Here is a 24,041-nt window from a genome sequence, read left to right as displayed (position 1 = left end):
GACGGTCAGCTCCATCACCCGTGACCGCCGGGGCCGGGCATCCGCTCGGCCCCGGCGGCCACGCCACCGACAGAGGGATCGAACAACCATGACCGCGGCCCCCGCGCAGCCCGCCATCGTCGAGATGCGCGGCATCACCATCCAGTTCCCGGGCGTCAAGGCGCTCGACGGAGTCGACTTCGTCCTCCGCTCCGGCGAGGTCCACACCCTCATGGGCGAGAACGGCGCCGGCAAGTCGACGCTCATCAAGGCGCTCACCGGCGTCTACCCGATCGACGGCGGCACCATCACCGTCGCGGGGGAGCAGCGTGTCTTCCGCGGTACGGCGGATGCCCAGGCCGCCGGCATCTCGACCGTGTACCAGGAGGTCAACCTCTGTACGAACCTCTCGGTCGGCGAGAACGTCATGCTCGGCCATGAGGTGCGCCGCGCCGGGCTCATCGACTGGAAGGCCACCCATCGCGAGGCCGCCCGTCACCTCACCAACCTCGGTCTCGACATCGACACCCGCTCGGCGCTGTCCACCCATTCGATCGCCATCCAGCAGCTCGTCGCGATCAGCCGCGCGATGGTGGGCGAGGCCCGCGTGCTCGTGCTCGACGAGCCGACCTCGAGCCTCGACCGCAGCGAGGTCGAGCAGCTCTTCGCCGTCATGCGCGACGTACGCGATCGCGGAGTCGCCATCCTCTTCGTCACCCACTTCCTCGACCAGGTCTACGAGATCTCCGATCGCCTCACGGTGCTGCGCAACGGGATGCTCGTCGGCGAGTACCCCGCGGCGGAGCTGCCGCGCGGCGAACTGATCTCGCTCATGATCGGCCGCGAGCTCGATGAGCTCGACGCGCTCTCCCGCAGCGCCGCCCGTGAGATCGACCGGGACGCGGCCCCCGTTCTCGAGGCGAGCGACCTCGGTCGCAAGGGCGTTCTCGAGCCCGCCGACGTGAGCGTGTACGACGGCGAGGTCGTGGGCTTCGCCGGCCTCCTCGGCTCCGGCCGCACCGAGCTCGCGCGACTGCTGTACGGCGCCGACCGCGCCGACTCCGGCTCGACGCAGGTGCGGGGCACGCCCGCCCGCATCACCACCCCGCGGCACGCGATCGACCAGCGCATCGCGTTCTCCTCGGAGGACCGCCGTGCCGAGGGCATCATCGGCGACCTCTCGGTCGCGGAGAACATCGTGCTGGGCATCCAGGCGAAGCGGGGCTGGCTGCGCAAGGTCGGCCGCGCCGAGCAGGCCGCGCTCGTCGACGAGTACATCGCCGCCCTCGGGGTGCGACCTGCCGACCCGAACCGGCTCATCAAGAACCTCTCCGGCGGCAACCAGCAGAAGGTGCTGCTCGCGCGCTGGCTGGCGACGGCGCCGCAGCTCATCATCCTCGACGAGCCGACGCGCGGCATCGACGTCGGCGCGAAGGCCGACATCCAGCGCAAGGTCGCCGAGCTCGCCGCCCAGGGGATGTCCGTCGTCTTCATCTCCTCGGAGCTCGAGGAGGTGCTGCGCCTCGCGCACCGTGTCGTCGTGATGCGCGATCGTCGTAAGATCGGCGAGCTGACCTCGCACGACATCGAAGTCGGAGACCTCGTCGATTTCATCGCCGACGGGGCACTCGAGAGCCCGGAGAACGTGGCATGAAACGCATCCTCAAGAACCGGTTGTTCTGGCCGGTGCTCGCCCTCGTCGCCCTCATCGTGATCAACACGATCGCGCGACCGTCGTTCATCAGCATCACGGTGCAGGGCGGTCAGCTGTACGGGCCGCTCATCGACATCCTGCGCAACTCCGCGCCGCTCATGCTCGTCGCGCTCGGCATGACGATCGTCATCGCGACTCGCGGCATCGATCTCTCCGTCGGCGCTGTGATGGCGGTGTCGGGGGCGGTCGCGCTCACGATCATCGAGGGCTCGTCGGACCCGAACGGGCTCGGCACCGTCCTCGTCGCGATCGTCGTGGGTGTGCTCGTCGCCCTGGTCCTCGGCGTCTGGAACGGCTTCCTCGTCGCCGTCGTCGGCATCCAGCCGATCATCGCCACGCTCGTGCTCATGCTCGCCGGCCGCGGGATAGCGCTCCTCATCACGGGCGGCTTCATCACGACCATCAACAGCGAGCCCTACAAGTTCATGGCCCAGGGCTACGTGCTCGGCCTGCCGTTCGCGCTCTACGTGTCGATGGCGGCGGTCGTCGTCGTCGCCCTCCTCGAGCGGCGCACCGCGCTCGGCGTGCTGACCGAGGCGGTCGGCATCAACCCCGAGGCGAGCCGACTCGCGGGGGTGCGCTCGCGCGGCATCATCTGGGGCGCCTACGCGGCGAGCGGACTGCTCGCCGGGCTCGCGGGCATCCTGTACAGCTCCAACATCATGGCGGCGGATGCGAATGCCGCCGGTCTCTACATCGAGCTCGACGCCATCCTCGCCGTCGTGCTCGGCGGCACCTCCCTCATGGGCGGCAAGTTCAGCCTCGCGGGAACCGTGGTCGGGGTCTTCACGATCCAGACGCTCAAGTCGACGATCACGTTTCTCGGGGTCCCGCCCGCGGTGAGCCCGCTCTTCCTCGCGATCGTCGTCGTGATCGTCGTCCTCGTGCAGTCGCCCCGGCTGCGCTCCGTCCTCGCGCGCGCCTCCCAGGCGCTGCGCCCCCGCAACTCGTCGCCGCAGGGCGGCTCGGAGGTGGCCTCATGACCGGCATCCCGGTAACCGTGGAGCGGGCATCCGCGTCGGGTGCGCTGCGCCGCTTCTTCTCGAGGCGCGCCTCGTGGATCCCCGTGCTCGCCGCCCTCGCGATCCTCATCGTGATGTTCATCGGAGCCCAGGCGTACTTCGGCAACTTCCTCACGCCGCGAGTGATCTCCTCGCTCCTGCTGGACAACGCGTACCTGCTGATCCTCGCCGTGGGCATGACCTTCGTCATCCTCACCGGCGGCATCGACCTCTCGGTCGGCGCGGTGATGGCCTTCACCGGGATGCTCGGCGCGAGCCTGCTCCGCGACGGGCTCCCCGTCGGCGTGGTGGTGCCGGTGATGCTCCTCATCGGGGCGGCCATGGGGCTCGCAGTCGGCATCATGGTGCAGTACTTCGACGTGCAGCCGTTCATCGCGTCGCTCGCCGCGATGTTCGCCGCGCGGGGGCTGGCCTTCATGGTGAGCCTGTCGTCGATCCGCGTCGAGGACCCGGCGATCCTGTGGCTGCAGTCGACGCGCATCCAGGCGGCACCGGGCAGCTGGTTCATCACGCCGACGGGCATCCTCGCGATCCTCGTCGTGATCGTGGGCGCGCTCCTGCTCGCCTACACGCGCTTCGGCCGCACGATCTATGCGATCGGCGGCAACGAGCAGTCCGCCCGGCTGATGGGTCTCCCGGTGGTGCGCACCAAGCTCCTCGCCTACGTCGTGAGCGGCGTGTGCGCGGGCCTCGCCGGGGTGGTGTTCACCGCCTACACCGGGGCGTCGTACCCGCTCAACGGCATCGGCACGGAGCTCGACACGATCGCCGCCGTCGTCATCGGCGGCACGCTGCTCACGGGCGGGAGCGGCTACGTGCTCGGCTCGATGATCGGCGTGCTCGTGTACGGGTCGATCAAGACGGTCATCTCGTTCCTCGGCGCCGAGCAGTCCTGGACCCGCATCACGATCGGCGCGCTGCTGCTGCTGTTCGTCGTGGTGCAGCGCATCATCGTCGCGCGGTCCAGTAGACGGTAGACCGCGGGTGGTCGATCGGCGCTCCGGGCGGGCATGATGGTGCCTGTGAGTGACGACGCGCGACCGGTCGTCGAGGTCACGGGAGCCACGGTGCGCTTCCTGGCCGAGACGGCGCTCGACGGCGTCGACTTCCGGATGTTCCCGGGCGAGGTCCACTCGCTCATGGGGGAGAACGGCGCGGGCAAGTCCACCCTCATCAAGGGGCTCACGGGAGCGCTGCGACTGGATGCCGGTGACATCGTCCTCGACGGGGAGCCGGTGCACTTCGGCTCTCCCGCGGACGCGCAACGGGCGGGCATCCGCACCGTCTACCAGGAGATCGATCTGCTGCCGAACCTGAGCGTCGCGGAGAACATCCTCCTCGGCCGGGAGCCGCGACGGTGGGGCGCGATCGACTGGAAGGCGATGCGGCGGGAGGCCGCGGCCGTGCTCGGCGAACTCGGGCTCGACGTGGACCCGGCCTCGACGCTCTCCAGCCACTCGCTCGCCATCCAGCAGCTCATCGCCATCGCGCGCGCGATCTCGGCCGACGTGAAGGTGCTCGTGCTCGACGAGCCCACCTCGAGCCTCGACCTCGACGAGGTCGCGGAGCTGTTCCGGGTGATCCGCGAGCTCAAGGAGCGCGGGGTGGCGATCCTCTTCGTCTCCCACTTCCTCGACCAGGTCTACGAGATCTGCGACCGGGTGACGGTGCTGCGCGGCGGCAAGCTCGTGGGGGAGTACCTCACGCGGGAGCTGCTGCGCATCGACCTCGTGCAGAAGATGCTCGGACGCTCTGCCGACGAGCTCGTCGTGCGGCCTCGCTCGGAACCGGTCGAGTCGGGCGAGGAAGCGATGCTCGACGTGCGCGGCCTCGGCCGCGGCCGACTCGAGGGCGTCGACCTCGTTCTCGCGGAGGGGGAGGTGCTCGGTCTCGCGGGGCTGCTCGGCTCCGGCCGCACCGAGGTGGCCCGGCTCCTCACCGGCATCGACCGGCCGGATGACGGCACCATCGCCCTCGATGGCGTCGTGATCTCGCCGCGCAACCCCCGCCGCGCCATCGGGTACGGGCTCACGTACTCGTCGGAGAACCGGCGCACCGAGGGCATCATCGGCGAGCTGACCGTGCGCGAGAACATCACCCTCGCGCTGCAGGCCCAGCGCGGGATCTTCCGGCGGATGAGGCACTCCCGGCAGAAGGAACTCGCCGCCAGCTGGATCGAGGCGCTCGGCATCCGTCCCTCCTCCACCGAGCAGCTCGCGGGCACGCTCTCCGGCGGCAACCAGCAGAAGGTGCTGCTCGCCAGGTTGCTGGCCCTCGCCCCGCGCATCCTCGTGCTCGACGAGCCCACCCGCGGAATCGACATCGGCGCGAAGGTCGAGGTGCAACGGCTCGTCGGCGAATTGGCCGACAATGGGATGTCTGTCGTCTTCATCTCAGCGGAGCTCGAGGAGGTCCTGAGGGTGTCCTCTCGCATCACTCTGCTCCGCGACGGGCGAGCGGTCGCCACTCTGCAGAGCGACGCGCTGACCGTCGACTCCCTCCTCGCGATGATCGCGCAGCCCGATGACGGTGAGTGAGACCGGCGGGCGCAGCGGCGACGACAAGCCGGCCCGCGCCGCCAACATCTTCGACGTCGCCCGGCTCGCAGGGGTCTCCCACCAGACGGTGTCCCGCGTCCTCAACAACGTGCCGAACGTGCGCCCCGCGACGAAGGCGCGGGTCGAGCAAGCGATCGCGCAGCTGCGCTACAGTCCGTCGCCCGCGGCGCGCGCCCTCGTCACCCGGCGCACGCGCACGATCGGCCTCATCACTCCCGGTCGCTCCGAGTACGGTCCGACGTCGATCGCGGTCAACTTCAACATCGCCGCACGCGCAGCCCGTTTCAGCGTCGACACCGTGAGCGCGCTCGACTCCGACCCCTCCGGTGTCCGGGCGATCGTCGAATCGCTCCTGCGGCAGCGCGTGGACGCGATCGTGCTCGTCGTCTCGGACATCGCGGTGCTCGACGTCGTGCTCGGACTCGAGCTGAGCATCCCGCTCGTCGCCGTTGTCGCGACTTCGCGGCGCAGCCCCGCGATCGTCTCGATCGACCAGTACCGGGGGGCGCGTGCCGCGACGCGCCACCTCATCGAGCTCGGCCACCGGTCGATCGTGCACCTCGCCGGCCCCACGGAGGCGCCAGACGCGATCGAGCGGCTGCGCGGCTGGCGCGACGAGATGACCGCCCACCGCCTCGTCGTGGGGGAGGTGAGCCACGGCGACTGGTCGGCCAAGTCCGGCTTCGAACTCGGCATGCAGCTCGAGGGCATCGAGCCCGGCACCGCCGTCTTTGCGGCGAACGACTACATGGCGCTCGGGCTCGTCTCGGCGTTGCACGCCCGGGGGCTCCGCGTTCCCGAGGATGTGAGCATCGTCGGGTTCGACGACGTGCCCGAGGCTGCGTACCTGCTGCCGCCCCTGACGACGGTGCGCCAGGACTTCGCATCCCTCGGCGGCCTCGTCATGCAGAAGGTCCTCATCGCGATCGAGGAGCCCGATACCGCGACCGAGACCACCCCGCTGCCGACGACGCTCGTGGTGCGCGAGTCGACGCGGGCGGTGTGAGCGCGGGGCGCTTCCTCCCTTCCCTCACCTCCTTTCTCCCCTCACCCCGAAACGACGGAGTTGCGGGGCGCGACCGTCCGTTGCGCGCTGCAGTAGGTCACATCCCGCGCCGATCTCCGTCGTTTCGGTCGGGGTCGGAGGAGGGGGGCTCGTAGCGCGCTCGAAACACTTCAGCACTAGCATCGGCGCATGGCACAGCCCGCGTCGTTCGTCGGGGATCGCGGCCTGCGCTCCTTCCGGGACGCGGTCGCGCTCTCGCTCGTGCCGCAGGAGATCGTCGCCGACCGGAACCGCGCCTTCTCGGCGAGTGTGTCGTCGTCGGATGCCGCGGGCCTGACGGTGCTCGGCACGAGCGTCAGCCCGATCCGGGCCCGCCGGCGCATCGCCGCGGACTCCGACGACTCGAGCGTGTTCATCCTGTACGCGGTCTCCGGCACGGGCGAGCTCGCGCACCGCCGCGGCGTCGAGCGCGTCGCCGCGGGAAGCACGATCGTCATCCCCGCGGCCGAGAGCTTCGACGTCGCCTACGCCGAGGACACCTCGCTCGTCTTCGTGTGCGTCCCCGGAGGAGTCGCCGAGTCCTACGGGCGCTTGCACGGGCCCATCCGGACCGTCGAGCTCGGCCGGGTCGGCCGCGCGGTGACCTCGGCCCTCGAGTACCTCCCGGTCGGCGGCGACCCCGCCGCGGGGACCGCAGTCCGGGCCGTCGTGGAGCTCGTCGCCTCGGGCGGGGCATCCGCCTCGACGCTGCGCGACCGCGCGGACCGCATGATCGACGAGCACCTCGGCGACTTCCGGCTGGGCGTGGGATTCCTGTCCGCCGCGCTCGGCGTCTCACCGCGCACGCTCGAGCGCGCGTTCGACGGCGAGGGGGTGGCGCACGCGGTGCGGCAGCGCCGGCTCGAGGCGGCCGCGGTGCGGCTGCGGGCGCATCCCGCCGCCGCCGTGTCCGCGATCGCCGCCGATCTGGGGTTCGGCTCCGCGTCGAGGTTCGCCGCGTACTTCCGGGAGCGGTTCGGCTCGAGCCCGAGGGACTGGCGCGGATAGGGCATCCGGGCGGCGCGATCCGTATCGTCGCGCACGCGAGCGCTTCCTACGGTGGCCTGACACCCACCCGAGAGGAGAACCCCATGCGCTATGTACTGATCCACGGTTCCTGGCAGGACGGTCGTTGCTGGGATGCCACGGTCGCCGCCCTCACCGCCGCCGGGCACGAGGCGCACGCCCCCACGCTCCCCGGCAACGGCGACCTCGCGAACCCCGCCGTGACCATGGCGGAGACCGCGGCTGCCGTCGTCGACCTCATCGTCTCGAAGGACCTCACCGAGGTCGTGCTCGTCGGCCACAGCTTCGGCGGCGCGGTCGCCCAGCTCGTCGCGCAGCAGGTGCCCGACCGGCTGGCTCGCGTCGTCTTCTACAACGCCTACGTGATCGCCGACGGGGCGACCGTCTTCACCTATGTGCCCGAGTCGGTCGCCGGGGCGTTCACCGCCCTCGCCTCGCCCGACGGCACGCTCACGCTGCCGTACGCCTACTTCCGCGAGCACCTCATGAACGACGCGGACGCGGCGACCGCGGAGTGGGCCTACGCCCTCACCTCGCCCGAGCCCCTCGGCCGGAGCGCGGAGGTGCTCGACCTCGCCGGCTTCTACTCGCTCACCGTTCCGATGTCGTACCTGTACGCCTACGACGACAACGTGTTCCCCGCGTCGGAGTTCAGCTGGCACCCCGGGATGTCGCAGCGGCTGCCTGACTTCCGCCTCGTCACGATCCCCGGCGGCCACGAGCTCATGTTCTCCGACCCGGCCGCGCTCGCCGCCGGCCTCGAGCGCGCCGGAAGGCCGTGACCGACCTCCTCGACCGCTCGCTCGCCGAGATCGCCGCGGCGGCGAGGAACCGGCCCGACGTGGCCGAGAGTCTCGCCGCCGCGGCGCTCGCGCGGATCCGGGAGCGGGATGCCGCGATCGGTTCCGTGGTGGCGACGGTCGAGCATCCCGCGATCGCCCCCGGCGACGGGCCGCTCGCGGGGGTTCCGTACCTGCTCAAGGATCTTCAGGCCGATGCGGCGGACCTTCCGCTGCGGCGCGGCTCCCGGTCGCACGCGACCGTGGCGCCGACCGCCGACTCGACACTCGTCGCGCGACTGCGGGCTGCCGGCGCGACCATCATCGGTCGCTCGAACTCCCCCGAGTTCGGGCTCGGCATCACGACCGAGCCGCTGCTGCACGGCCCGACCGCGAACCCGTGGAACCTGGCCCGATCGGCGGGCGGGTCGAGCGGGGGAGCGGCCGCCGCCGTCGCCGCAGGACTCGTGCCGGCGGCGCACTCCACCGACTCGGGCGGCTCCACGCGCATCCCCGCGGCGTGGTGCGGCGTGGTCGGCTTCAAGCCGTCGCGCGGGATGCTGCCTGCCGGCCCGCACCGCCTCGACGACTGGTTCGGGCTCAGCCACGAGCACGCGATCACGCGCACCGTCGAGGACTCGCGGCTGATCCTGGAGGCGACGGCGGGGTTCGCGCCGGGCGAGTGGAACGCGGTGCCGGCCGCGCGGCCGGTCCCGCCGCGCTGGCGCGTCGGCCTGCTGCGAGGTGCGCCCGGCGGCATCCCCGTCGACCCCGCGTGGGCGGGCGCAGCGAGCGCCGCCGCCGATGCCCTCGCGGATGCCGGGCACGAGATCGTCGAGCTGGCCGCCGTGACCGAGGCACTGGCGATCGGCCCGCTCTTCGGCGCGATCGCGGGCGCCCATCTCGCGAACCTGCTGACACGCCCCGGCCTCGCGCCGGACGCGCTGGAGCCCGCGGTCGCGGAGGTCGTCGAGCGCGGGCGGCGGATGACGGCGGTCGACCTCGTGCGCGCGGCATCCGACCTCCACGGGCTCGGTTTCGCGCTCGCCCGCCGCTTCGCCGATGTCGACCTCGTGCTCTCGCCGACGACAGCGCAACCCGCGCCGCTCCTCGGAACGGTCACGACCGACCGCGCGGCCTCGGAGCTGTTCGGCGAGATCTTCACGCTCTCGCCGTTCGTGGCGATGTTCAATGTGACAGGAGGTGCGGCGATCTCGGTGCCGTGGGGCCTCGACGCGCGGGGAATGCCGCTCGGTGTGCACCTCGGCGGTGGGCTCGGCGACGACGAGCTCGTGCTCGCGGCCGCCGAGGTGATCGAGCGAGCGAGTGGCGTGCCGCGAGTGACGACTTAGGCATCCTCCCTGACCGCGATCGGGCTCCGGAAGGTGCGAAACTCGCAACTCGCGAATCTGGCTAGGAGTCGAGCGCGTCCTCAAGGGCGACCCAGGCGAGCATCGCGCACTTGACCCGGGCGACGTACTTCGACACCCCGTTGAGCGCGATCGCGTCGCCGAAGCGCTCCTCGTCGAGCTCGATCGTGCCGCGCGACTGGATCGCCTCACGGAACTCGGCGACGAGCGGCTCGACGTCCGCGAGCGGCCGCCGCTCCAGAAGGGTGGAGAGCAGGGATGCCGACGCCTGCGAGATCGCGCAGCCCTGGCCCTCCCACTGGACCGACTCGACGGTGGTGCCGTCGTGCACGACCGCGAGGGCGATCTCGTCCCCGCACGTCGGGTTCACCTGGTGCGAGCGGTGGGGCGAGTCGGTCGACAGCCCGAAGCCGTGCGGCGACCGCGAGTGGTCGAGGATGAGCTCCTGGTAGAGGTGGCGCAAATCGCTCACGCGAGCACCTCCCGGGTGCCCGCGACCCCGAAGAACTCGGCCGCCTCGGCCACTCCCTCGAGGAACACGTCGATCTCCGCGTGCGTCGAGTACACCGACGTGGATGCCCGGGCGCTCGCCGCGATGCCGAGCCGCCGGTGCAGGGGCTGCGCGCAGTGGTGCCCGACCCGGATGGCAATGCCGCGCTCGTCGAGGACGTGCCCGACGTCGTGCGCGTGGACGCCCTCGAGCACGAAGCTCGCGAGGCCGATGCGGGGTGCGCCCGGGCCGGGGCCGAGCACCCGCACGCCGGGGATGCCCGCGAGCCCCTCCGCGAGGCGGGCGCCGAGCCGCTCGCCGTGGGCCGCGACCCGCTCCATGCCGAGTTCGTCGAGAAAACGCACCGCCTCCGCGAGGGCGATCGCCTGGCTGATCCGCTGCGTGCCGGCCTCGAAGCGCTGGGGAGGCGGGAGGTACTCGGCGCCGTCCATGGTCACGGTCGTGATCATCGAGCCGCCGAGGAGGTAGGGGGGCAGGGCATCCAGCAGCTCGAAGCGTCCGTAGAGCGCGCCGATGCCGGTGGGGCCGAGCATCTTGTGGCCCGAGAAGACCGCGAAGTCGACGCCGAGCGCGCCGAAGTCGACGGGCGCGTGCGGCACGGCCTGGCACGAGTCGAGGAAGGTGAGCGCGCCGACGCTGCGAGCGCGGGCGACGATTCTCTCGACCGGCGAATAGCCGCCGAGCACGTTCGAGGCGTGCGAGAACGCGACGAGGCGGGTGCGCTCGCCGATGACCTCGTCGATGCCCTCGACCTCTCCCTCGTCGGACACCGGGAGGTAGCGCAGGGTCGCCCCCGTGCGGCGCGCGAGGCGCTGCCACGGCAGGAGGTTCGCGTGGTGCTCAAGCTCGGTCACCACGATCTCGTCTCCCGGGGCGAGTCGCACCCGCGGGTCGGCGGCGGGATCGAGGGATGCCTCGGCGATCGACTGGGCGACGAGGTTGACGCCCTCCGTCGCGTTCGAGGTCCACACGAGCTCCTCGGGCCGGGCACCGACGAAGCGGGCTACCGTGGCGCGGGCATCCTCGAACTCCTCGGTCGCTTCCGCGGCGAGCCAGTGCGCTCCCCGGTGCACGGCGGAGTTGCGGCGCAGCACGAAGTCGCGCTCGGCGTCCAGCACGCGCTGCGGCCGCTGGGCGGTCGCCCCCGAGTCGAGGTAGACGAGCGGATGCCCGTTCACCCGCTCGGTGAGGATCGGGAACTGCGCCCGGATCGCGTCGAGCTCGTCGCTCGAGAAGTCAGTCTGCGCCGGGTTCGGCAGCATGGGATCACCGTCCGTTCACGTGCTCACCCATTGTTCCACGGCCCCTGCCGCACATCCCGATAGGGTGCAGGTCGTGAGTGCTGATGCCCCGGATGCTCCCGCCCGCGCCCCCCTCGTGCTCGCGGCCCTCGTGCTCGCCGCCGTGGTGTGCAACATCAACGTCGCCTCGGCGACCGTCGCGCTGCCCGAGGTCGGGGATGCGTTCGGCGCATCGCAGACGCTATTGAACCTCGTGGGCGTGGGGACGGGTCTCGGCCTGTCGATCTCCGTGCTCTATCTGGGTGCTCTCGCGGACCGCTACGGGCGCAAGCAGCTGCTCATCCTGGGTCTCGTGCTGACGGTTGCCGCGAGCGTCATCGCCGCCGCCGCGCCGAGCGTCGAGGTGCTCATCGCCGCGCGCGTGTTCACGGGAATCGCGGCGGGCATGGCCTATCCGACGACGCTGTCACTCATCACCGCCCTCTGGTCGCCCGGGCCGGGCCGGACGGCAGCGATCGCGCTGTGGGCGAGTGTGAGCGGAGTGGCGAGCGTCACGGGCTCGGTCATCGCGGGTCTCGTCCTCGAGGTCGCGTGGTGGGGCGCCGCCTTCCTGCTCGCCGTGCCCGTCGCGATCGCCGGTCTCGTGCTGGTCATCGCCGTGGTGCCGTCGCACGTGAACGAGTCCTCCGAGCCGGTCGACCACGCGGGGGGCATCCTCTCCGCTCTCGGCATCGGATCGCTCGTGCTCGGCGCCAACCTTGCGCTCGCCCCGGGAGAACAGGCACTCGGAGTTCTGCTCCTGGTCGCGTCGGCGTTGCTCCTCGTCGGCTTCGTGTGGCGGCAGTCGCGCGCGCCGCATCCGCTCTTCGACCTGTCGGTCGCGCGACAACGACCGTTCTGGGTGCCGGCGCTGTCGGGCGCGATCGCCGTGGGCGGGCTCATCGGCGCCATTTTCGTCGGAGAGCAGTTCATGCAGAACGTCCTCGGCTACGACCCGATGCAGGCCGGCTTCGCCGTTGTTCCCGCAGCGGCGGGCCTGCTCCTCATGGCGCCCGTCTCGGCTCGGCTCGTCGACGCGCGCGGTACCCGCGCGACGATGCTCGTGGGTTACGCGTGCGTGCTCGCGGCGTTCGTGACCATGCTGGCGTGGCGCGAGGGCACGTCTTACGCCCTCGTCGGTGCCGGGTTCCTCGCTCTCGGTGCAGGAGCAGCGCTCGTGATGACCGCGTCGTCGCGATCTCTCACCGGGATCACCCCGGTCACGCGGGTGGGCATGGCCTCGGCGACATCGGACCTGCAGAGCGACCTCGGCGGTTCGCTCATGTCGTCCGTGCTGGGCGCGATCCTCGCAGCCGGCTTCAGCCGCTCGTTCGCTGCGGCGATCGAGAGCTCGTCCGATGCCGCGAGCATCGGCGACGAGGTCACCCGCGCCTTGCAGGCGTCCTACGCCTCGGCCTTGCACGTCGCCGAGCAGTATCCGCAGTTCAAGGACGAGATCATCGAGGCGGCCCGAGCGAGTCTCCAGGCGGGAGCGATCGGGGCATACGCCGTCGGTTCTACCGCGATCGTGATCGGCGCGGTGCTCGTGGTGCTCGTGCTGCCCTCGCACGACGACGAGCTCGCGCTGGTCACGACGACGCGCTAGTGGACCACTCCCGTATCGCCGCCGCGAAGTGTTCGGGAGCGTCCGACTGCACGAAGTGCCCCGCACCAGGCACCGGCACGACGGTCGCGCCCGGCAGCTCGCGCTGCCAGCGCTCGAGCTCGGTCGCGCGGAAAGCAATGTCGCGGTCGGCCCAGATAAGCAGTGCGGGCAGCTCGCGCAGGGCGGGAAGCCCGACCTCGACCGTCGCGAGGAACGGGGCGCTCTGCGTGATCTCGCGCGGCAGGATCGCTGAGGCGTGCCGCCGAGCGGGAGTGCCGAGGGCGCGGCGGTAGTGCCGCATCTCGGCCCGTGACAACCGCCGCCGCCGATGTCCCATCGGGATCATCACGTTCACGAAGAGGTTGGCGCGCCGGGTCAGCCACGCGCCCGCCGGCCCGCCCATCGCTCCTGCGAACGACTCGAAGTGGCGATCCCCCGTGATCGGCCACGCCCACGTGTTGCCGAGCACGAGCCCGGCGAAGCGGTCGGGCATCCTCTCCGCGACGGCGAGGCCGATCGGGCCTCCCCAGTCCTGGGCGACAAGGACGACGTTGCGCAGGTCGAGGGACCGGACAAGTTCCTCGACCACCGGCACCATCGACTCGGGCCGCCCGTCGAAGTCGGCGGGCGCCTCGGACAGCCCGAACCCGGGGAGGTCGACCGCGATGCAGCGGAACGAGTCGGAGAGCCGCGAGATGACGCCGCCCCAGACGAACGACCACGTGGGGTTGCCGTGGATCATGAGCAGAACGGGTCCCGTGCCCTCGTCGACGTAGTGGATGCGGTGCCCGTCGATGTCGGCGATCGCGTCGTTGAACGGGTAGAGCTCTCGGTCGAGCCACGGCGGGTCGGTGCGAGTCGTCAGTGTCATGGTTGATAAAATAAATCAAAATGCGATGGAAAGGGAAGAGCTATGGCCGAGTACCACCAGTTCTGCGGACTCGCTCGAGCTCTCGATCTCATCGGGGACCGCTGGAACCTGCTCATCGTGCGTGAGCTGCTCATCGCCGAGCGCCGCCATTCCGAGCTGCGCTCCGCGCTTCCGGGCGTCGCCACGAACCTGCTCGCCGAGCGCCTCCAGACCCTCGTGACCGCGGGCATCGTGGCCCGGCGCGAGGAGAGCGGTCGCAAAGCCGTGAGCTACTCACTCACCCCGCGTGGCGCAGAGCTTCGCGAACCGGTGCTCGGTCTCGTGCGCTGGGGCGCCGCCACCATGTCCGCCGGTCCGCGCCCCGACGACGCCGTTCAGCCCCAGTGGGTGCTGCTCGCCCTCGAGGCGCTCCTGCCTTCGTCGGGACTCGAAGCCGAGGGGACGATCCATCTGCGGGCGGACGGAATGGATGCCGCGATCCACCTGCACGACGGGCGGGCATCCGTCTCCCCGTCCGGACCCCGCCGGGCCGACGCCCTCGTCGCGGGTCCGAGCGCTGCCATCCTCGGACTCTTCGCCCGGGCACTCCCGCTTGCTGCCGCGCGCCAGCGGGGCCTCGAGATCGAGGACCCCGCCGGTCTCGTGAGGTCGCTCGTTAGTTGAGCGCGGGAGTGTCTGCCGGGATGACTCCGTCGCCCTGCAGGTCGAGCGCGAGGTCGCGGAGCGCTCGAAGCGCGACGCGCTGGGGGAGCGGTCCGTAGGAGATGCGGGCGACTCCGAGGGACTCGTACTCGGCGGCGGAGAGCGCGCCGGGCAGTCCGATCACGGAGACCTTCCGCTCGCCGATGCCCTCGACGAGTCGCAGCGTCGTGTCGCGGTCGAGGATGCCGGGAACGAAGACGAGCGCGGCGCCCTCAGCGAGGTAGGCACGGCCACGCTCGATGGCGTCGGCGACATTCTCCTCGGCGGAGCGGTCGCGGCCGCGGACGAGGGCGTCGGTGCGGGCGTTGAGCTGGAAGTCGACCCCCTCCGCCTGTGCGGCGGCGATGATCGCGCGCACCCGGGCGACGGACTCGTCGAACGGCCGCAGCCGATCTTCCACGTTGGCACCGACGATGCCGAGGCCGATCGCGCGGCGGATGGTCTCGCCCGGCTCGTCGTAGCCGTCGTCGAGGTCAGCGGTGACCGGTAGCTCGACGGCGTCGACGATGGTCTTGACACCGGCGAGCGCGGTGTCGAGGGGCATCCCGCCGTCAGGGTAGCCGAAGCTCGCAGCGATCGAGTGCCCGGCGGTCGCGATCGCCTTCGTCTCGGGCAGGTCGGCGATGACCTTCGCGCTCACGGCGTCCCACACGTTGACGACGCGGAGGATTTCGGGGGCTTCGTGGAGGCTCTTGAGGGCGGCGGCCTTGTCGTGGATGCTCATGAGGCCAGGCTAGCCCGAGCCGCCGTTCACACTGCTGAGCTGGGCACGAGTAGCTCGCCGAGGAGCGTCTCGACCCGGGCGCGGATGTCATCGCGCACTCGCCGCACCCCGTCGAGGTCAAGGCCGGCCGGGTCGTCGAGCTCCCAGTCCTCGTAGCGCTTGCCCGGATAGATGGCGCACGCGTCGCCGCAGCCCATCGTGATGACGACGTCGGCGGCCTGCACGACGTCGTCGGTGAGCGGCTTGGGGAACTCCTCGGACAGGTCGAGGCCGAGCTCGGCGATCGCCGCGACGACGGCAGGGTTGAGCTCCCCGCTCGGCGCGGAGCCCGCGGAGCGGACGTGCACCCGGCCCGCGCCCAGATGATTCGTGAGCACGGCGGCCATCTGCGATCGCCCCGCGTTCTGCTCGCACACGAAGAGCACCTCGGGCACCGGGCGCTCGATCGCTCCCTTCGCCTGGGCGAGCGCGGTCAGCCGGTCGGTCGCGAAGCGGGCGGTCCGCACGGCGACGTGCGTCCGGACGGTGGATGCTCGCAGGATGCTCGTGTACGACTCGAGCACGTACCGCTCGATGGTCTCCGCGCTGAAGACGCCCGCGAAGCGCTCGGTGAGCTCGGCGGCGAGCCGCTCGAGGTACTGCTCGGGGAACGCGAGGCCGGGCATCCCGCGCCGCTGCGCGAGGTCCATGTCAGGCCGCCGGAGCGATCTCGGCGACGAGGGCCTCGATGCGTCGCTTGATCTCGTCGCGGATCGGCCGGACCGCGTCGATACCCTGCCCGGCCGGGTCGTCGAGCTCCCAGTCCTCGTAGCGCTTGCCCGGGAAGATGGGGCACGCGTCGCCGCAGCCCATCGTGATGACGACGTCGGACTCCTTGACCGCCTCGACGGTGAGCACCTTCGGCCCGTTGCCCGCGATATCGATGCCCACCTCGGCCATGGCCTCGACGGCGACGGGGTTGATGCGGTCCTTGGGCTCGGACCCGGCGGAGAGCACCTCGACGCGGTCGCCCGCGAGCGAGGAGAGGAAGCCGGCGGCCATCTGGGAGCGGCCGGCGTTGTGAACGCACACGAACAGGACGGTGGGCTTGTCGGTCATAGCTCAAAGCATAGACGGATATCTATGGATTTGAGGATGTCGTTACCGAATGTTCAACTCCCCGAGCAAGGAGCGCACGCGCGCCTCGATCTCGTCGCGCACCGTCCTCACTCCCTCGAAGCTCATCCCTGCGGGGTCGGGCAGGTCCCAATCCAGGTAGCGGCGGCCGGGGTAGACGGGGCACGCGTCGCCGCAGCCCATCGTCACGACCACGTCAGCCGCGCGAACGACCTCATCGGTGAGGGGCTTGGGGAACTCGGCCCCGAGGGGCACGCCCACCTCGTCGAGCGCGTCGACGACGAGCGGGTTGACCTCTGCGGCTGGTTGCGATCCCGCCGTGAGCACCGTGACCCGGTCACCGGCAAGCGAGCGCAGGATGCCCGCAGCGAGCTGGGATCGGCCAGCGTTCTGGACGCACACGAACAGCACCCGCGGACGATCGGCCGGATGCTCGACCGCCGCCACCGCGGACAGCCGGTCCGCCGCGAACCGGGCGGTGAGCGAGGGCAAGTACCGCGTGATGCGCGCCCGTTCGGCCAGGAGCTCGTAGCTGTCACGCACGTAGCGGTCGACGGTCGGCGCTGAGAGGACTCCGGCGAAGCGCGTCGCGAGATCGTCGGCGATCCGCTCGAGCACGGCGGGCGCGACCGCCGCGGCGACGGGCTCGGGCCCTCGCATCGCCTCGACGACGTCGCCGAAGCGAGTGGGCATCACCGAGTACCACGCGGTGCGCCCCTCCTGCGAACGGAGCACGAGACCCTCCTCGGCGAGGAGCGCGAGGTGGTGGCTGACAGTCGGCTGGCGCAAGCCGAGTTCGACCGCGAGCTCCGTCACCCCTCGCCGACCGCCGGGCGCCTCGACGAGAAGGGCGAGGAGCTGAACGCGGGTGGGGTCGGCGAGAGCCCGCAGTCCGCGGGCGATGCGCTCGGCTTCATGGCGAGGCATCCCGCGATTCATAGACGACAGCCTATGCGACTAGCAGCACGCCTCCGCGGACGACGTCGAGCACACCCCCGTCGCGGGCAGCACGAGCTGCACCGCACGCGCCGCTTCGAGATCGCCGTCGATGAACGCGGTGATCGAGCGGACCTGCTCGTAGCCGGTCGCCAGGAGGAAGGTCGGGGCTCGGCCGTAACTCTTCATGCCGGCGATGAAGAAACCGGGCTCGGGGTGCGCGAGCTCGGCGACGCCGTGCGGCGCGACCGTGCCGCAGCTGTGCAGGTTCGGGTCGATGAGCGGGGCGAGTCGTCGCGGCGCCTCGACGACCTCGTCGAGATCGAGACGCACCTCCCGGAGCATCCCGAGGTCGGGCCGGAAGCCGGTCGCGTTGACGAGCAGATCGGTGTGGAAGGACTCGAGCCCGCCGGCGCGCTGGCCCGTCACGAGCATCCCGTCGTCCTCTCGGGAGAGGCCGACGATCTCGAACCGGTCGACGATGTCGATGACGCCGAATTCGAGGAGCCGACGAAGGCGGGAGGACAGGGAAGCGCGATCGGCGAGCTCGTCGCTCTCCGCGGTGAGCACCCGCGTCGCCTCCCGGCTGCGGATGACCCACGTCGCGCGGGTGGACGGCTCCTGCCGGATGAGCTCGCCGAGGCTCACGAGCGTGTTCGCCGCGGAGTGGCCGGCGCCGACGACGGTCGTGTGGCGTCCGGCGAACTCGGACTGCCGCACACCGAGCACGTCGGGCATTGCAGGCAGCAGGCGGTCGGCCACGGCGTGCGCGCCGAGCGGGTCCAGCCCGTTCGAGCCGAGCGGGTTGGGACTGCGGAACGTGCCGGAGGCGTCGATGACGGCTCGCGCGGAGAGCTCCGAGAGGCCTGAGCTGTCCTGGAACCGGACCACGAGCGGGGTGGATGCCCGCGCCGACGTCCGCGTGCGGTCCATGCCGCGGCGGCTCACGGCGACCACTCGCGCCGCCGTGCGCACGCGCGGCGCGATGGCGGAGAGGGAGGAGAGCGGCCGCAGGTAGCGCTCCACGAGCTCGCCCCCGGTGGGCGCGAGCGACTCGGTGGGCGCGGACCAGCCGTCGGACTCGAGAAGGCGCCGGGCGGCGGGGTCGACGAGGTGCTTCCAGGGCGAGAACAGCCGGATGTGCGCCCAGGACGAGACGCTCTCGGCGACGGCCCCGGCTTCGAGCACGACGAAGTCGATGCCGCGCTCGGCGAGGTGGGCGGCAGCGGCGAGCCCGACGGGGCCGGCGCCGATCACCACCACCGGTAGGTCGCGCAGGACGGAGCCCGTCGGTGGCGCAGGGGAGAGGTCGATGAGAGTCATCAGCAGGTGGCGCACACGGGCGCGGGAGAGGCGACCGGCGCGGCGCTCGGCAGCAGTCGGTCGAGGGAGGGCAGGCGCCGCGGGCGGCGGGGGCCCCGCACTGCGCGCTCGAGCTGGTCGCGCTCCTGTCGGTGGAGGGCCAGCCAGGCGCCGGGGTTCGCTCCGAACATCGGGATCTCCTTACATCGATATCTGTCGATGTTCGAGTGTGGACCGTATATCGATGTCTGTCAATATCGACTACGATCGATGCATGCCCACCGCACTTCTGCCGCTGTCGGTCACCGAGGCCGCCGTCTGCTGCGAGCCCCTCACCCAGGAGACCCTCACAGATACCCAGGCCGACGACCTGGCCCGCTCGATCAAGGCCCTTGCGGATCCGACCCGCCTCCGCATGATCTCGATCATCGCGGGGTCCCCGGAGCAGGAGGCGTGCGTGTGCGACATCACGGAGGCGTTCGACCTGGGTCAGCCCACCGTGTCCCACCACCTCAAGGTTCTCCTCGACGCCGGCTACCTCACCCGGTCCAAGCGCGGCACGTGGGCCTACTACCAGCTCGTCCCCGGGTCGCTCGACGCGCTCGCCCGCGTCTTCCAGTCGGCGTGATCCGCCGGATCGCGGCCGAGTTCCTCGGCAGCGCCCTCCTCGCGGCCCTCGTGATCGGCTCCGGGATCGCCGCCCAGCGGCTGTCGCCGACCGACACGGGGCTCCAACTCCTCGAGAACGCCTTCGCGACCGCACTCGGTCTGCCCGTGATCATCCTCGTCTTCGTCGCCGTGAGCGGGGCCCACGTCAATCCCGTCGTCTCCCTCGTCGATGCGGCCCTCGGTGGTCGCCGCTGGCGCGACGTTGCGGCGTACGTGCCCGCCCAGGTTGCCGGATGCATCGGCGGCGCGGTGCTGGCGAACACCATGTTCGGGCTCCCGGCGCTCGCCCTGAGCGCGACCGAGCGCATGGACCCGCCGCGATTCCTTGCGGAGATCATCGCGACCGCCGGTCTCGTGCTGGTGGTCTTCGTGCTCGCGAGGACAGGGCGCGGCGCGGTAGTCCCCTGGGCAGTCGGTGCCTACATCGGCGCGGCGTACTTCTTCACGAGCTCGTCGAGCTTCGCGAACCCCGCCATCACGATCGGTCGGATGTTCTCGGACACGTTCGCGGGCATCGCCCCCGCATCCGCTCCCGGCTTCGTCCTCGCCCAGCTGATCGGCGGTGCCGTGGGGGTGCTGGCGATCCTCTGGTTCGCGCCCGCACCGACGGCTCGCGGCGAGGCGGTCGACGGCTCATAGCCGATCGATAGCGCCCACCCAGCGTCGGGCGAGGGGGCGCTGGTCGACTGGGTGCCATGACTCGCTCCCGACTGGCCCTTGCCGCCGCAGCATCCGTCGTCCTGATCCTCACCGGATGCTCCACGCCCGCCGCGACAACGACGCCTGCCGAGGCTCCCGTGAGTGCTTCCGCCGCAAGCGCCACCCTCTGGGACTCGAGCGTCGTGCACTCGATCGCCATCGAGGTGGACGAGTCGCAGCTGCGCGCCGCCCTCCAGTCGTACGTCGACTCGGGCGAGAAGGTGTGGGTCTCGGCGACGGTCACGATCGACGGAACGGTGTTCGAGAACGTGGGCATCAAGCTCAAGGGCAACTCGAGTCTGCGCGGCATCTCCGTCGACAGCGCGGCGGAGGAGCTGCCGTGGCTCATCCGCCTCGACGAGTTCGTCGACGGGCAGGAGTACGACGGCTGGACCGAGCTCGTCGTGCGCGGTAACAACTCCGAGACCTCCCTCAACGAGGCCGTCGCACTCGAGCTGCTCGAGCTCACCGGGCTCGCGAGCGAGGAGGCGATCGCGGCGGAGGTGTCGGTCAACGGTGCGAGCGACCTGCGTCTGGTCATCCAGAATCCTGGCGAGGAGTGGGACGCCGCCGAGTTCGGGACCGACGGCGCGCTCTATAAGGCGGAAGCGGGCGGCGACTACTCTTACCGCGGCGACGATCCGGATGCCTATGCCGACGTCTTCGACCAGGAGGCGGGCGACGACGATCTCACGCCGCTCATCGACTTCCTCGAGTTCGTCAACACCGCGAGCGACGAGGAGTTCGCGAGCGGGCTCGGCGACTGGCTCGACGTCGACGCGTTCGCCACCTACCTCGCATTCCAGGAGATCGTCGGGAACTTCGACGACATCGACGGCCCGGGCAACAACTCCTACCTCCGCTACGACGAGTCGACCGGGCTCATGACGGTGGTGTCGTGGGACCTCAACCTCGCACTCGGCGTCTCGAACGGCGGCCCGGGCGGCGGGCCGGGCGGCGGGGAGGCCGGCGGCCCGGGCGACGGCGGCGACCGGCCCGCGGACGGCGACCGGCCCGGCGGCGGGGGAGCGGGCGGCATGGCCGGGGGCCCGAGCCAGGGCAATGTGCTCTCCGAGCGCTTCCTCGCCGACGACGGCTTCGCCGCGCTCTACGAGTCCGCGCTCGCCGAGCTCCGGTCGACGCTGGTCGACAGCGGCGCGGCGCAAGCCGCTCTCGACGAGTGGGTCGCGGTGCTCGGCACCCAGTCGCTCGTCGACTCCGCCACGGTGCAGGCGGAGGCCGCGTCCGTCGCGGAGGCCTTCTGATGCCGCAGGGAATGGAGAACCGCTAGCGTGGGTTGAGTAACACCGATGCAAACGCATCGACCTCACGCGAAGGGGAGCAGATGGCTGACCAGCAGGTCGAGTTCGGACTCGACACGTTCGGCGACGTGACGGTGGGCCCGGATGACGCGCCCCTGAGCCACGCGCAGGTGATCCGCAACGTCGTCGCCGAGGGCGTCCTCGCCGACGAACTGGGGCTGGACTTCTTCGGAGTGGGCGAGCACCACCGGCAGGACTTCGCCGTCTCCGCCCCCGAGGTCGTGCTCGCGGGGCTCGCGACCGCGACGAAGCGCATCCATCTCGGATCGGCGGTCACCGTGCTCTCCTCCGACGACCCGGTGCGGGTCTTCCAGCGGTTCGCGACGGTGGATGCCCTGTCCCACGGCCGTGCGGAGGTCATCCTCGGCCGGGGCTCCTTCACGGAGTCCTTCCCGCTCTTCGGATTCGACCTCGCCAAGTACGAGGAACTCTTCGAGCAGAAGCTCGACCTCTTCTCCCAGCTCATCACCGAGGAGCCCGTGACGTGGTCGGGGAGCCTGCGGGCACCGCTCACCGATCAGGGCGTCTATCCGCACACCGAGGGCGGGCGCATCCCGACCTGGGTGGGCGTCGGTGGCAGCCCCGAGTCGGTGGTCCGCGCGGCGCGCTACGGTTTGCCGCTCGTCCTGGCGATCATCGGCGGCGACCCCGAGCGCTTCGCTCCCTACGTGGACCTGTTCCACCGGGCGCTCGCGCAGATGGAGAAGCCCGACCTGCCGGTCGCCGTGCATTCGCCCGGCTACATCGCCGACACGGACGAGCAGGCGGCGGAGGAGTACTGGCCGCACCACAAGGTGATGCGCGACCGCATCGGCGCGGAGCGCGGATGGCCGCCCACCGGCCCCGACGAATACCGGCACGAGATCGAGCACGGCGCCCTCTACCTCGGCTCGCCCGAGACCGTCGCTCGGAAGATCGCGACGAAGGTCAAGGCCCTCGGGGTGCAGCGTTTCGATCTGAAGTACTCGGCGGGAACGCTCCCGCACGAGAAGTCGATGCGCTCGATCGAGCTCTACGGCTCGGTCGTCGTGCCGATGGTCAAGGACATGCTCGCCGCGGGCTGACCCGCGACGAGCACGTCCTCTCGACTACTCGCTCTTCTTGGCGGGGGACTTGCGGGTCCGCGGCGCCGGGGCGGGTGCCGCCGGCTCCGCCGCGGCAGCGGGCTCCGCCTCGACAGCGGGACCCGACTCGGCCACCACGGGGGCAGCGGCCGCGGTGGCAGCGCGCTCCTTCCGGCGGGCGCTCGCGCGCACCAGGAGCAGGATGATCGCGGTGATGATCCCCGCGAGCACGAGCCACGGGATGAGCGCGCCGAGCACCACGAGCAGCCCGGCGAAGAACGCGACGAACGCGGTCCAGCCGGCGACGAGTCCGTCCCAGAACGTGACGGGCTCCTCGACCGGCGCGTCCGCGACCGACACGAGGTTGAGGGTCACCGTCGACAGCGCGACCTGGTCGGCGTAGTAGCGCCGTTCGGCCTCGAGGCTCTCGAGCTGGGCCTGGCGGTCGGAGATCGCCGTCTCGAGCGAGATGAGCGTGTCGATGTCCGTCGACTTCTCGAGGAGGGCGAGGAGCCGGTCGATGGATGCCGACAGCGCCGTGATCCGCGCGTCGAGGTCCTGCGTGGCCATCGTGACGTCGGTGGAGTTGAGGGAGACCTCCTGCACGTCCCCGAGCTCCTTGAGCTTGTCGAGCGTGGCGCTGAGCCCCTCGGCCGGGAGGCGCAGGGTCAGCGTGGCGCTGCCCTTGTCGCCGTCGACGGGGGCGTACTCCTGCCGTCCGTCGACGCGGCCGCCGACGGACTCGGCGATGCGGACCGCTTCGACCGCCGCCTCGAGCGGCTCCTCGACCGTCACGGTCATCCAGCCGGTGACGATCACCTGGCGGTCGGCCGAGTCTGCTCGGGTGCCGTCCTCGGTCGCGATCGACTCGTTGTCCATCGCTTGCGGAGCGGTGACGCCGCCGGCGGAGTCGCTCGACGAGTAATCGCCGCCCCCGGCCGCGCAGCCTGTGAGGGCGAGCGCGGAGAGAACCAGTGCTGTGGGAAGAATAAGAATGCGCCTCATGGTGATCACGCTAGGGGCGGGCATCCCTCACCGCTACCCAACGTTTCTCACGATTCGGGCGTCAGTCCGGGCGTTGTCTGGGAGCGCTCTGGGAGAACGGTGAAGGCTCGGTAACGGGCGTACCCCCCGTTGTAGGGTCAAGAAACCATCAGGAAACGACCCACAAGGAGGAACACCATGGGACTGCTCGACGACGCCAAGGACGCTGCAGAGGCCACCGGCAAGAAGGTCGGGGAATGGGTCGACGACACCAAGGAGCGCATCAGCGACAAGGTGGACGAGGTCCAGGCCGATGCCGAGGTCACGCGCGCCGAGGCCGACGTGAAGCGCGCCGAGGCCGAACGCGACGCCACGAAGGCCAAGAACGACTACAAGGAACAGCTGCGCGACTAGTCCCCTCCGGGTCGGCCGCCACTATCCTCGAACCGTCGGCGCACGCCGCACTCATCAGAAGGGTGGAGCATGGGTTTCATTGATGACGCCAAGGAGAACCTGGCCGAGGGATTCGAGAAGGCCAAGGACGCGGCGGGCGACGCTGCCGAGTTCGTGAAGGACAAGGCGGGCGATGCCGCCGAGTTCGCCAAGGACAAGGCGGGCGACGCGGCCGAGTACGTCCGCGAGAAGGGCGAGGACCTCAGTGGTTTCGTCCGCGACAAGCTCGACGGCGACGACGAGAAGGCCGCGCCCACCGCGTAGCAGCACCGTTGCATCGAAGCGGGAGCACCTCCGGGCGCTCCCGCT

Annotated in this window: 26 protein-coding genes; 16 read left to right on the top strand and 10 right to left on the bottom strand. The window is 70.9% G+C overall.

Annotated features, from left to right (window positions below; all coding sequences use genetic code 11):
* Window positions 1-88: 88 nt before the first annotated feature.
* The 8 genes from Q5716_RS15490 to Q5716_RS15455 all read left to right on the top strand — a co-directional run bounded on the left by Q5716_RS15490 (window position 89) and on the right by Q5716_RS15455 (window position 9,475).
* Complete coding sequence (locus Q5716_RS15490) at window positions 89-1,633, top strand: sugar ABC transporter ATP-binding protein (RefSeq protein ID WP_305004065.1); 1,545 nt, start codon at window positions 89-91, stop codon at window positions 1,631-1,633.
* Window positions 1,630-2,676: an ABC transporter permease gene (locus Q5716_RS15485; protein ID WP_305004064.1), complete on the top strand. Its 1,047-nt coding sequence runs from the start codon at window positions 1,630-1,632 to the stop codon at window positions 2,674-2,676. The genes Q5716_RS15490 and Q5716_RS15485 overlap by 4 nt, the downstream gene beginning before the upstream one ends.
* Complete coding sequence (locus Q5716_RS15480) at window positions 2,673-3,692, top strand: ABC transporter permease subunit (RefSeq protein ID WP_305004063.1); 1,020 nt, start codon at window positions 2,673-2,675, stop codon at window positions 3,690-3,692. The genes Q5716_RS15485 and Q5716_RS15480 overlap by 4 nt, the downstream gene beginning before the upstream one ends.
* Window positions 3,693-3,728: 36 nt before the next feature.
* Window positions 3,729-5,252 carry a sugar ABC transporter ATP-binding protein gene (locus Q5716_RS15475; protein WP_434056625.1) on the top strand — a complete coding sequence of 508 codons (1,524 nt, stop codon included), beginning with the start codon at window positions 3,729-3,731 and terminating at the stop codon, window positions 5,250-5,252.
* Entirely contained in the window at window positions 5,245-6,279 is a 1,035-nt protein-coding gene (locus tag Q5716_RS15470; protein WP_305004061.1) for a LacI family DNA-binding transcriptional regulator, read from the top strand. The genes Q5716_RS15475 and Q5716_RS15470 overlap by 8 nt, the downstream gene beginning before the upstream one ends.
* 189 nt (window positions 6,280-6,468) lie before the next feature.
* Window positions 6,469-7,326 (top strand): AraC family transcriptional regulator, encoded by an 858-nt coding sequence (locus tag Q5716_RS15465; protein WP_305004060.1) that lies wholly within the window; start codon window positions 6,469-6,471, stop codon window positions 7,324-7,326.
* A gap of 83 nt (window positions 7,327-7,409) precedes the next feature.
* Complete coding sequence (locus Q5716_RS15460; protein ID WP_305004059.1) at window positions 7,410-8,126, top strand: alpha/beta fold hydrolase; 717 nt, start codon at window positions 7,410-7,412, stop codon at window positions 8,124-8,126.
* Window positions 8,123-9,475, top strand: a complete 1,353-nt coding sequence (locus Q5716_RS15455; protein ID WP_305004058.1) for an amidase — start codon at window positions 8,123-8,125, stop codon at window positions 9,473-9,475. Before Q5716_RS15460 ends, Q5716_RS15455 begins: the two co-directional genes overlap by 4 nt.
* 61 nt (window positions 9,476-9,536) lie before the next feature.
* Here the strand turns inward: Q5716_RS15455 and sufU are convergent, their stop codons facing one another.
* A complete protein-coding gene (gene sufU, locus Q5716_RS15450) occupies window positions 9,537-9,965 on the bottom strand; it encodes a Fe-S cluster assembly sulfur transfer protein SufU (RefSeq protein ID WP_305004057.1) in 429 nt (142 codons plus the stop codon).
* Complete coding sequence (locus Q5716_RS15445) at window positions 9,962-11,266, bottom strand: aminotransferase class V-fold PLP-dependent enzyme (protein ID WP_305004056.1); 1,305 nt, start codon at window positions 11,264-11,266, stop codon at window positions 9,962-9,964. The genes sufU and Q5716_RS15445 overlap by 4 nt, the downstream gene beginning before the upstream one ends.
* Window positions 11,267-11,339: 73 nt before the next feature.
* Here Q5716_RS15445 and Q5716_RS15440 point away from each other — a divergent pair, with 73 nt between their 5' ends.
* Window positions 11,340-12,890, top strand: coding sequence for an MFS transporter (locus Q5716_RS15440; RefSeq protein ID WP_305004055.1), 1,551 nt, complete (start codon window positions 11,340-11,342; stop codon window positions 12,888-12,890).
* Here Q5716_RS15440 and Q5716_RS15435 read toward each other — a convergent pair.
* Window positions 12,874-13,761 carry an alpha/beta fold hydrolase gene (locus Q5716_RS15435; RefSeq protein ID WP_305004054.1) on the bottom strand — a complete coding sequence of 296 codons (888 nt, stop codon included), beginning with the start codon at window positions 13,759-13,761 and terminating at the stop codon, window positions 12,874-12,876. The two genes, Q5716_RS15440 and Q5716_RS15435, sit on opposite strands and share 17 nt — an antisense overlap.
* Window positions 13,762-13,803: 42 nt before the next feature.
* On the opposite strand from Q5716_RS15435, the gene Q5716_RS15430 reads away from it, so the two are divergent.
* Window positions 13,804-14,424: a winged helix-turn-helix transcriptional regulator gene (locus Q5716_RS15430; protein ID WP_305004053.1), complete on the top strand. Its 621-nt coding sequence runs from the start codon at window positions 13,804-13,806 to the stop codon at window positions 14,422-14,424.
* On the opposite strand, the gene Q5716_RS15425 is transcribed toward Q5716_RS15430, so the two are convergent.
* From Q5716_RS15425 to Q5716_RS15400, 6 genes are read right to left on the bottom strand one after another with little or no spacing between them, the layout of a single operon-like run.
* The gene (locus Q5716_RS15425) at window positions 14,417-15,187 is read right to left on the bottom strand and encodes an isocitrate lyase/PEP mutase family protein (protein WP_305004052.1); all 771 of its coding nucleotides are present in this window, start codon (window positions 15,185-15,187) and stop codon (window positions 14,417-14,419) included. The genes Q5716_RS15430 and Q5716_RS15425 overlap by 8 nt on opposite strands.
* A gap of 26 nt (window positions 15,188-15,213) precedes the next feature.
* Entirely contained in the window at window positions 15,214-15,876 is a 663-nt protein-coding gene (locus Q5716_RS15420) for an arsenate reductase ArsC (protein ID WP_305004051.1), read from the bottom strand.
* A gap of 1 nt (window position 15,877) precedes the next feature.
* Window positions 15,878-16,285 (bottom strand): arsenate reductase ArsC, encoded by a 408-nt coding sequence (locus Q5716_RS15415; protein ID WP_305004050.1) that lies wholly within the window; start codon window positions 16,283-16,285, stop codon window positions 15,878-15,880.
* A gap of 42 nt (window positions 16,286-16,327) precedes the next feature.
* Entirely contained in the window at window positions 16,328-17,230 is a 903-nt protein-coding gene (locus tag Q5716_RS15410; RefSeq protein ID WP_305004049.1) for a metalloregulator ArsR/SmtB family transcription factor, read from the bottom strand.
* 30 nt (window positions 17,231-17,260) lie between these two features.
* Window positions 17,261-18,562 (bottom strand): FAD-dependent oxidoreductase, encoded by a 1,302-nt coding sequence (locus Q5716_RS15405; protein WP_305004048.1) that lies wholly within the window; start codon window positions 18,560-18,562, stop codon window positions 17,261-17,263.
* Window positions 18,562-18,732: a hypothetical protein gene (locus Q5716_RS15400; protein ID WP_305004047.1), complete on the bottom strand. Its 171-nt coding sequence runs from the start codon at window positions 18,730-18,732 to the stop codon at window positions 18,562-18,564. Before Q5716_RS15400 ends, Q5716_RS15405 begins: the two co-directional genes overlap by 1 nt.
* An 83-nt stretch (window positions 18,733-18,815) precedes the next feature.
* Between Q5716_RS15400 and Q5716_RS15395 the strand changes: the two genes are divergently transcribed.
* From Q5716_RS15395 to Q5716_RS15380, 4 genes are all read left to right on the top strand, one after another.
* On the top strand, window positions 18,816-19,169 hold the full coding sequence (locus Q5716_RS15395; protein ID WP_305004046.1) for an ArsR/SmtB family transcription factor: 354 nt from the start codon (window positions 18,816-18,818) through the stop codon (window positions 19,167-19,169).
* Window positions 19,166-19,849: an aquaporin gene (locus Q5716_RS15390; protein WP_305004045.1), complete on the top strand. Its 684-nt coding sequence runs from the start codon at window positions 19,166-19,168 to the stop codon at window positions 19,847-19,849. The genes Q5716_RS15395 and Q5716_RS15390 overlap by 4 nt, the downstream gene beginning before the upstream one ends.
* 56 nt (window positions 19,850-19,905) lie before the next feature.
* Window positions 19,906-21,174 carry a CotH kinase family protein gene (locus Q5716_RS15385; RefSeq protein ID WP_305004044.1) on the top strand — a complete coding sequence of 423 codons (1,269 nt, stop codon included), beginning with the start codon at window positions 19,906-19,908 and terminating at the stop codon, window positions 21,172-21,174.
* Window positions 21,175-21,254: 80 nt separating this feature from the next.
* On the top strand, window positions 21,255-22,295 hold the full coding sequence (locus Q5716_RS15380) for an LLM class flavin-dependent oxidoreductase (protein ID WP_305004043.1): 1,041 nt from the start codon (window positions 21,255-21,257) through the stop codon (window positions 22,293-22,295).
* A gap of 24 nt (window positions 22,296-22,319) precedes the next feature.
* Here Q5716_RS15380 and Q5716_RS15375 read toward each other — a convergent pair whose 3' ends face one another.
* The gene (locus Q5716_RS15375; protein ID WP_305004042.1) at window positions 22,320-23,300 is read right to left on the bottom strand and encodes a DUF4349 domain-containing protein; all 981 of its coding nucleotides are present in this window, start codon (window positions 23,298-23,300) and stop codon (window positions 22,320-22,322) included.
* A 177-nt stretch (window positions 23,301-23,477) separates the two neighbouring features.
* Between Q5716_RS15375 and Q5716_RS15370 the strand changes: the two genes are divergently transcribed.
* Together Q5716_RS15370 and Q5716_RS15365 are read left to right on the top strand one after the other, a co-directional pair.
* Window positions 23,478-23,693 carry a hypothetical protein gene (locus Q5716_RS15370; protein ID WP_305004041.1) on the top strand — a complete coding sequence of 72 codons (216 nt, stop codon included), beginning with the start codon at window positions 23,478-23,480 and terminating at the stop codon, window positions 23,691-23,693.
* 69 nt (window positions 23,694-23,762) lie between these two features.
* Window positions 23,763-23,996, top strand: a complete 234-nt coding sequence (locus Q5716_RS15365; RefSeq protein WP_305004040.1) for a hypothetical protein — start codon at window positions 23,763-23,765, stop codon at window positions 23,994-23,996.
* Window positions 23,997-24,041: the final 45 nt, after the last annotated feature.

The sequence above is a fragment of the Antiquaquibacter soli genome, assembly GCF_030580675.1.
Classification (GTDB): domain Bacteria; phylum Actinomycetota; class Actinomycetes; order Actinomycetales; family Microbacteriaceae; genus Rhodoglobus; species Rhodoglobus soli.
This window is presented reverse-complemented; position numbering and strand designations above follow the sequence as displayed.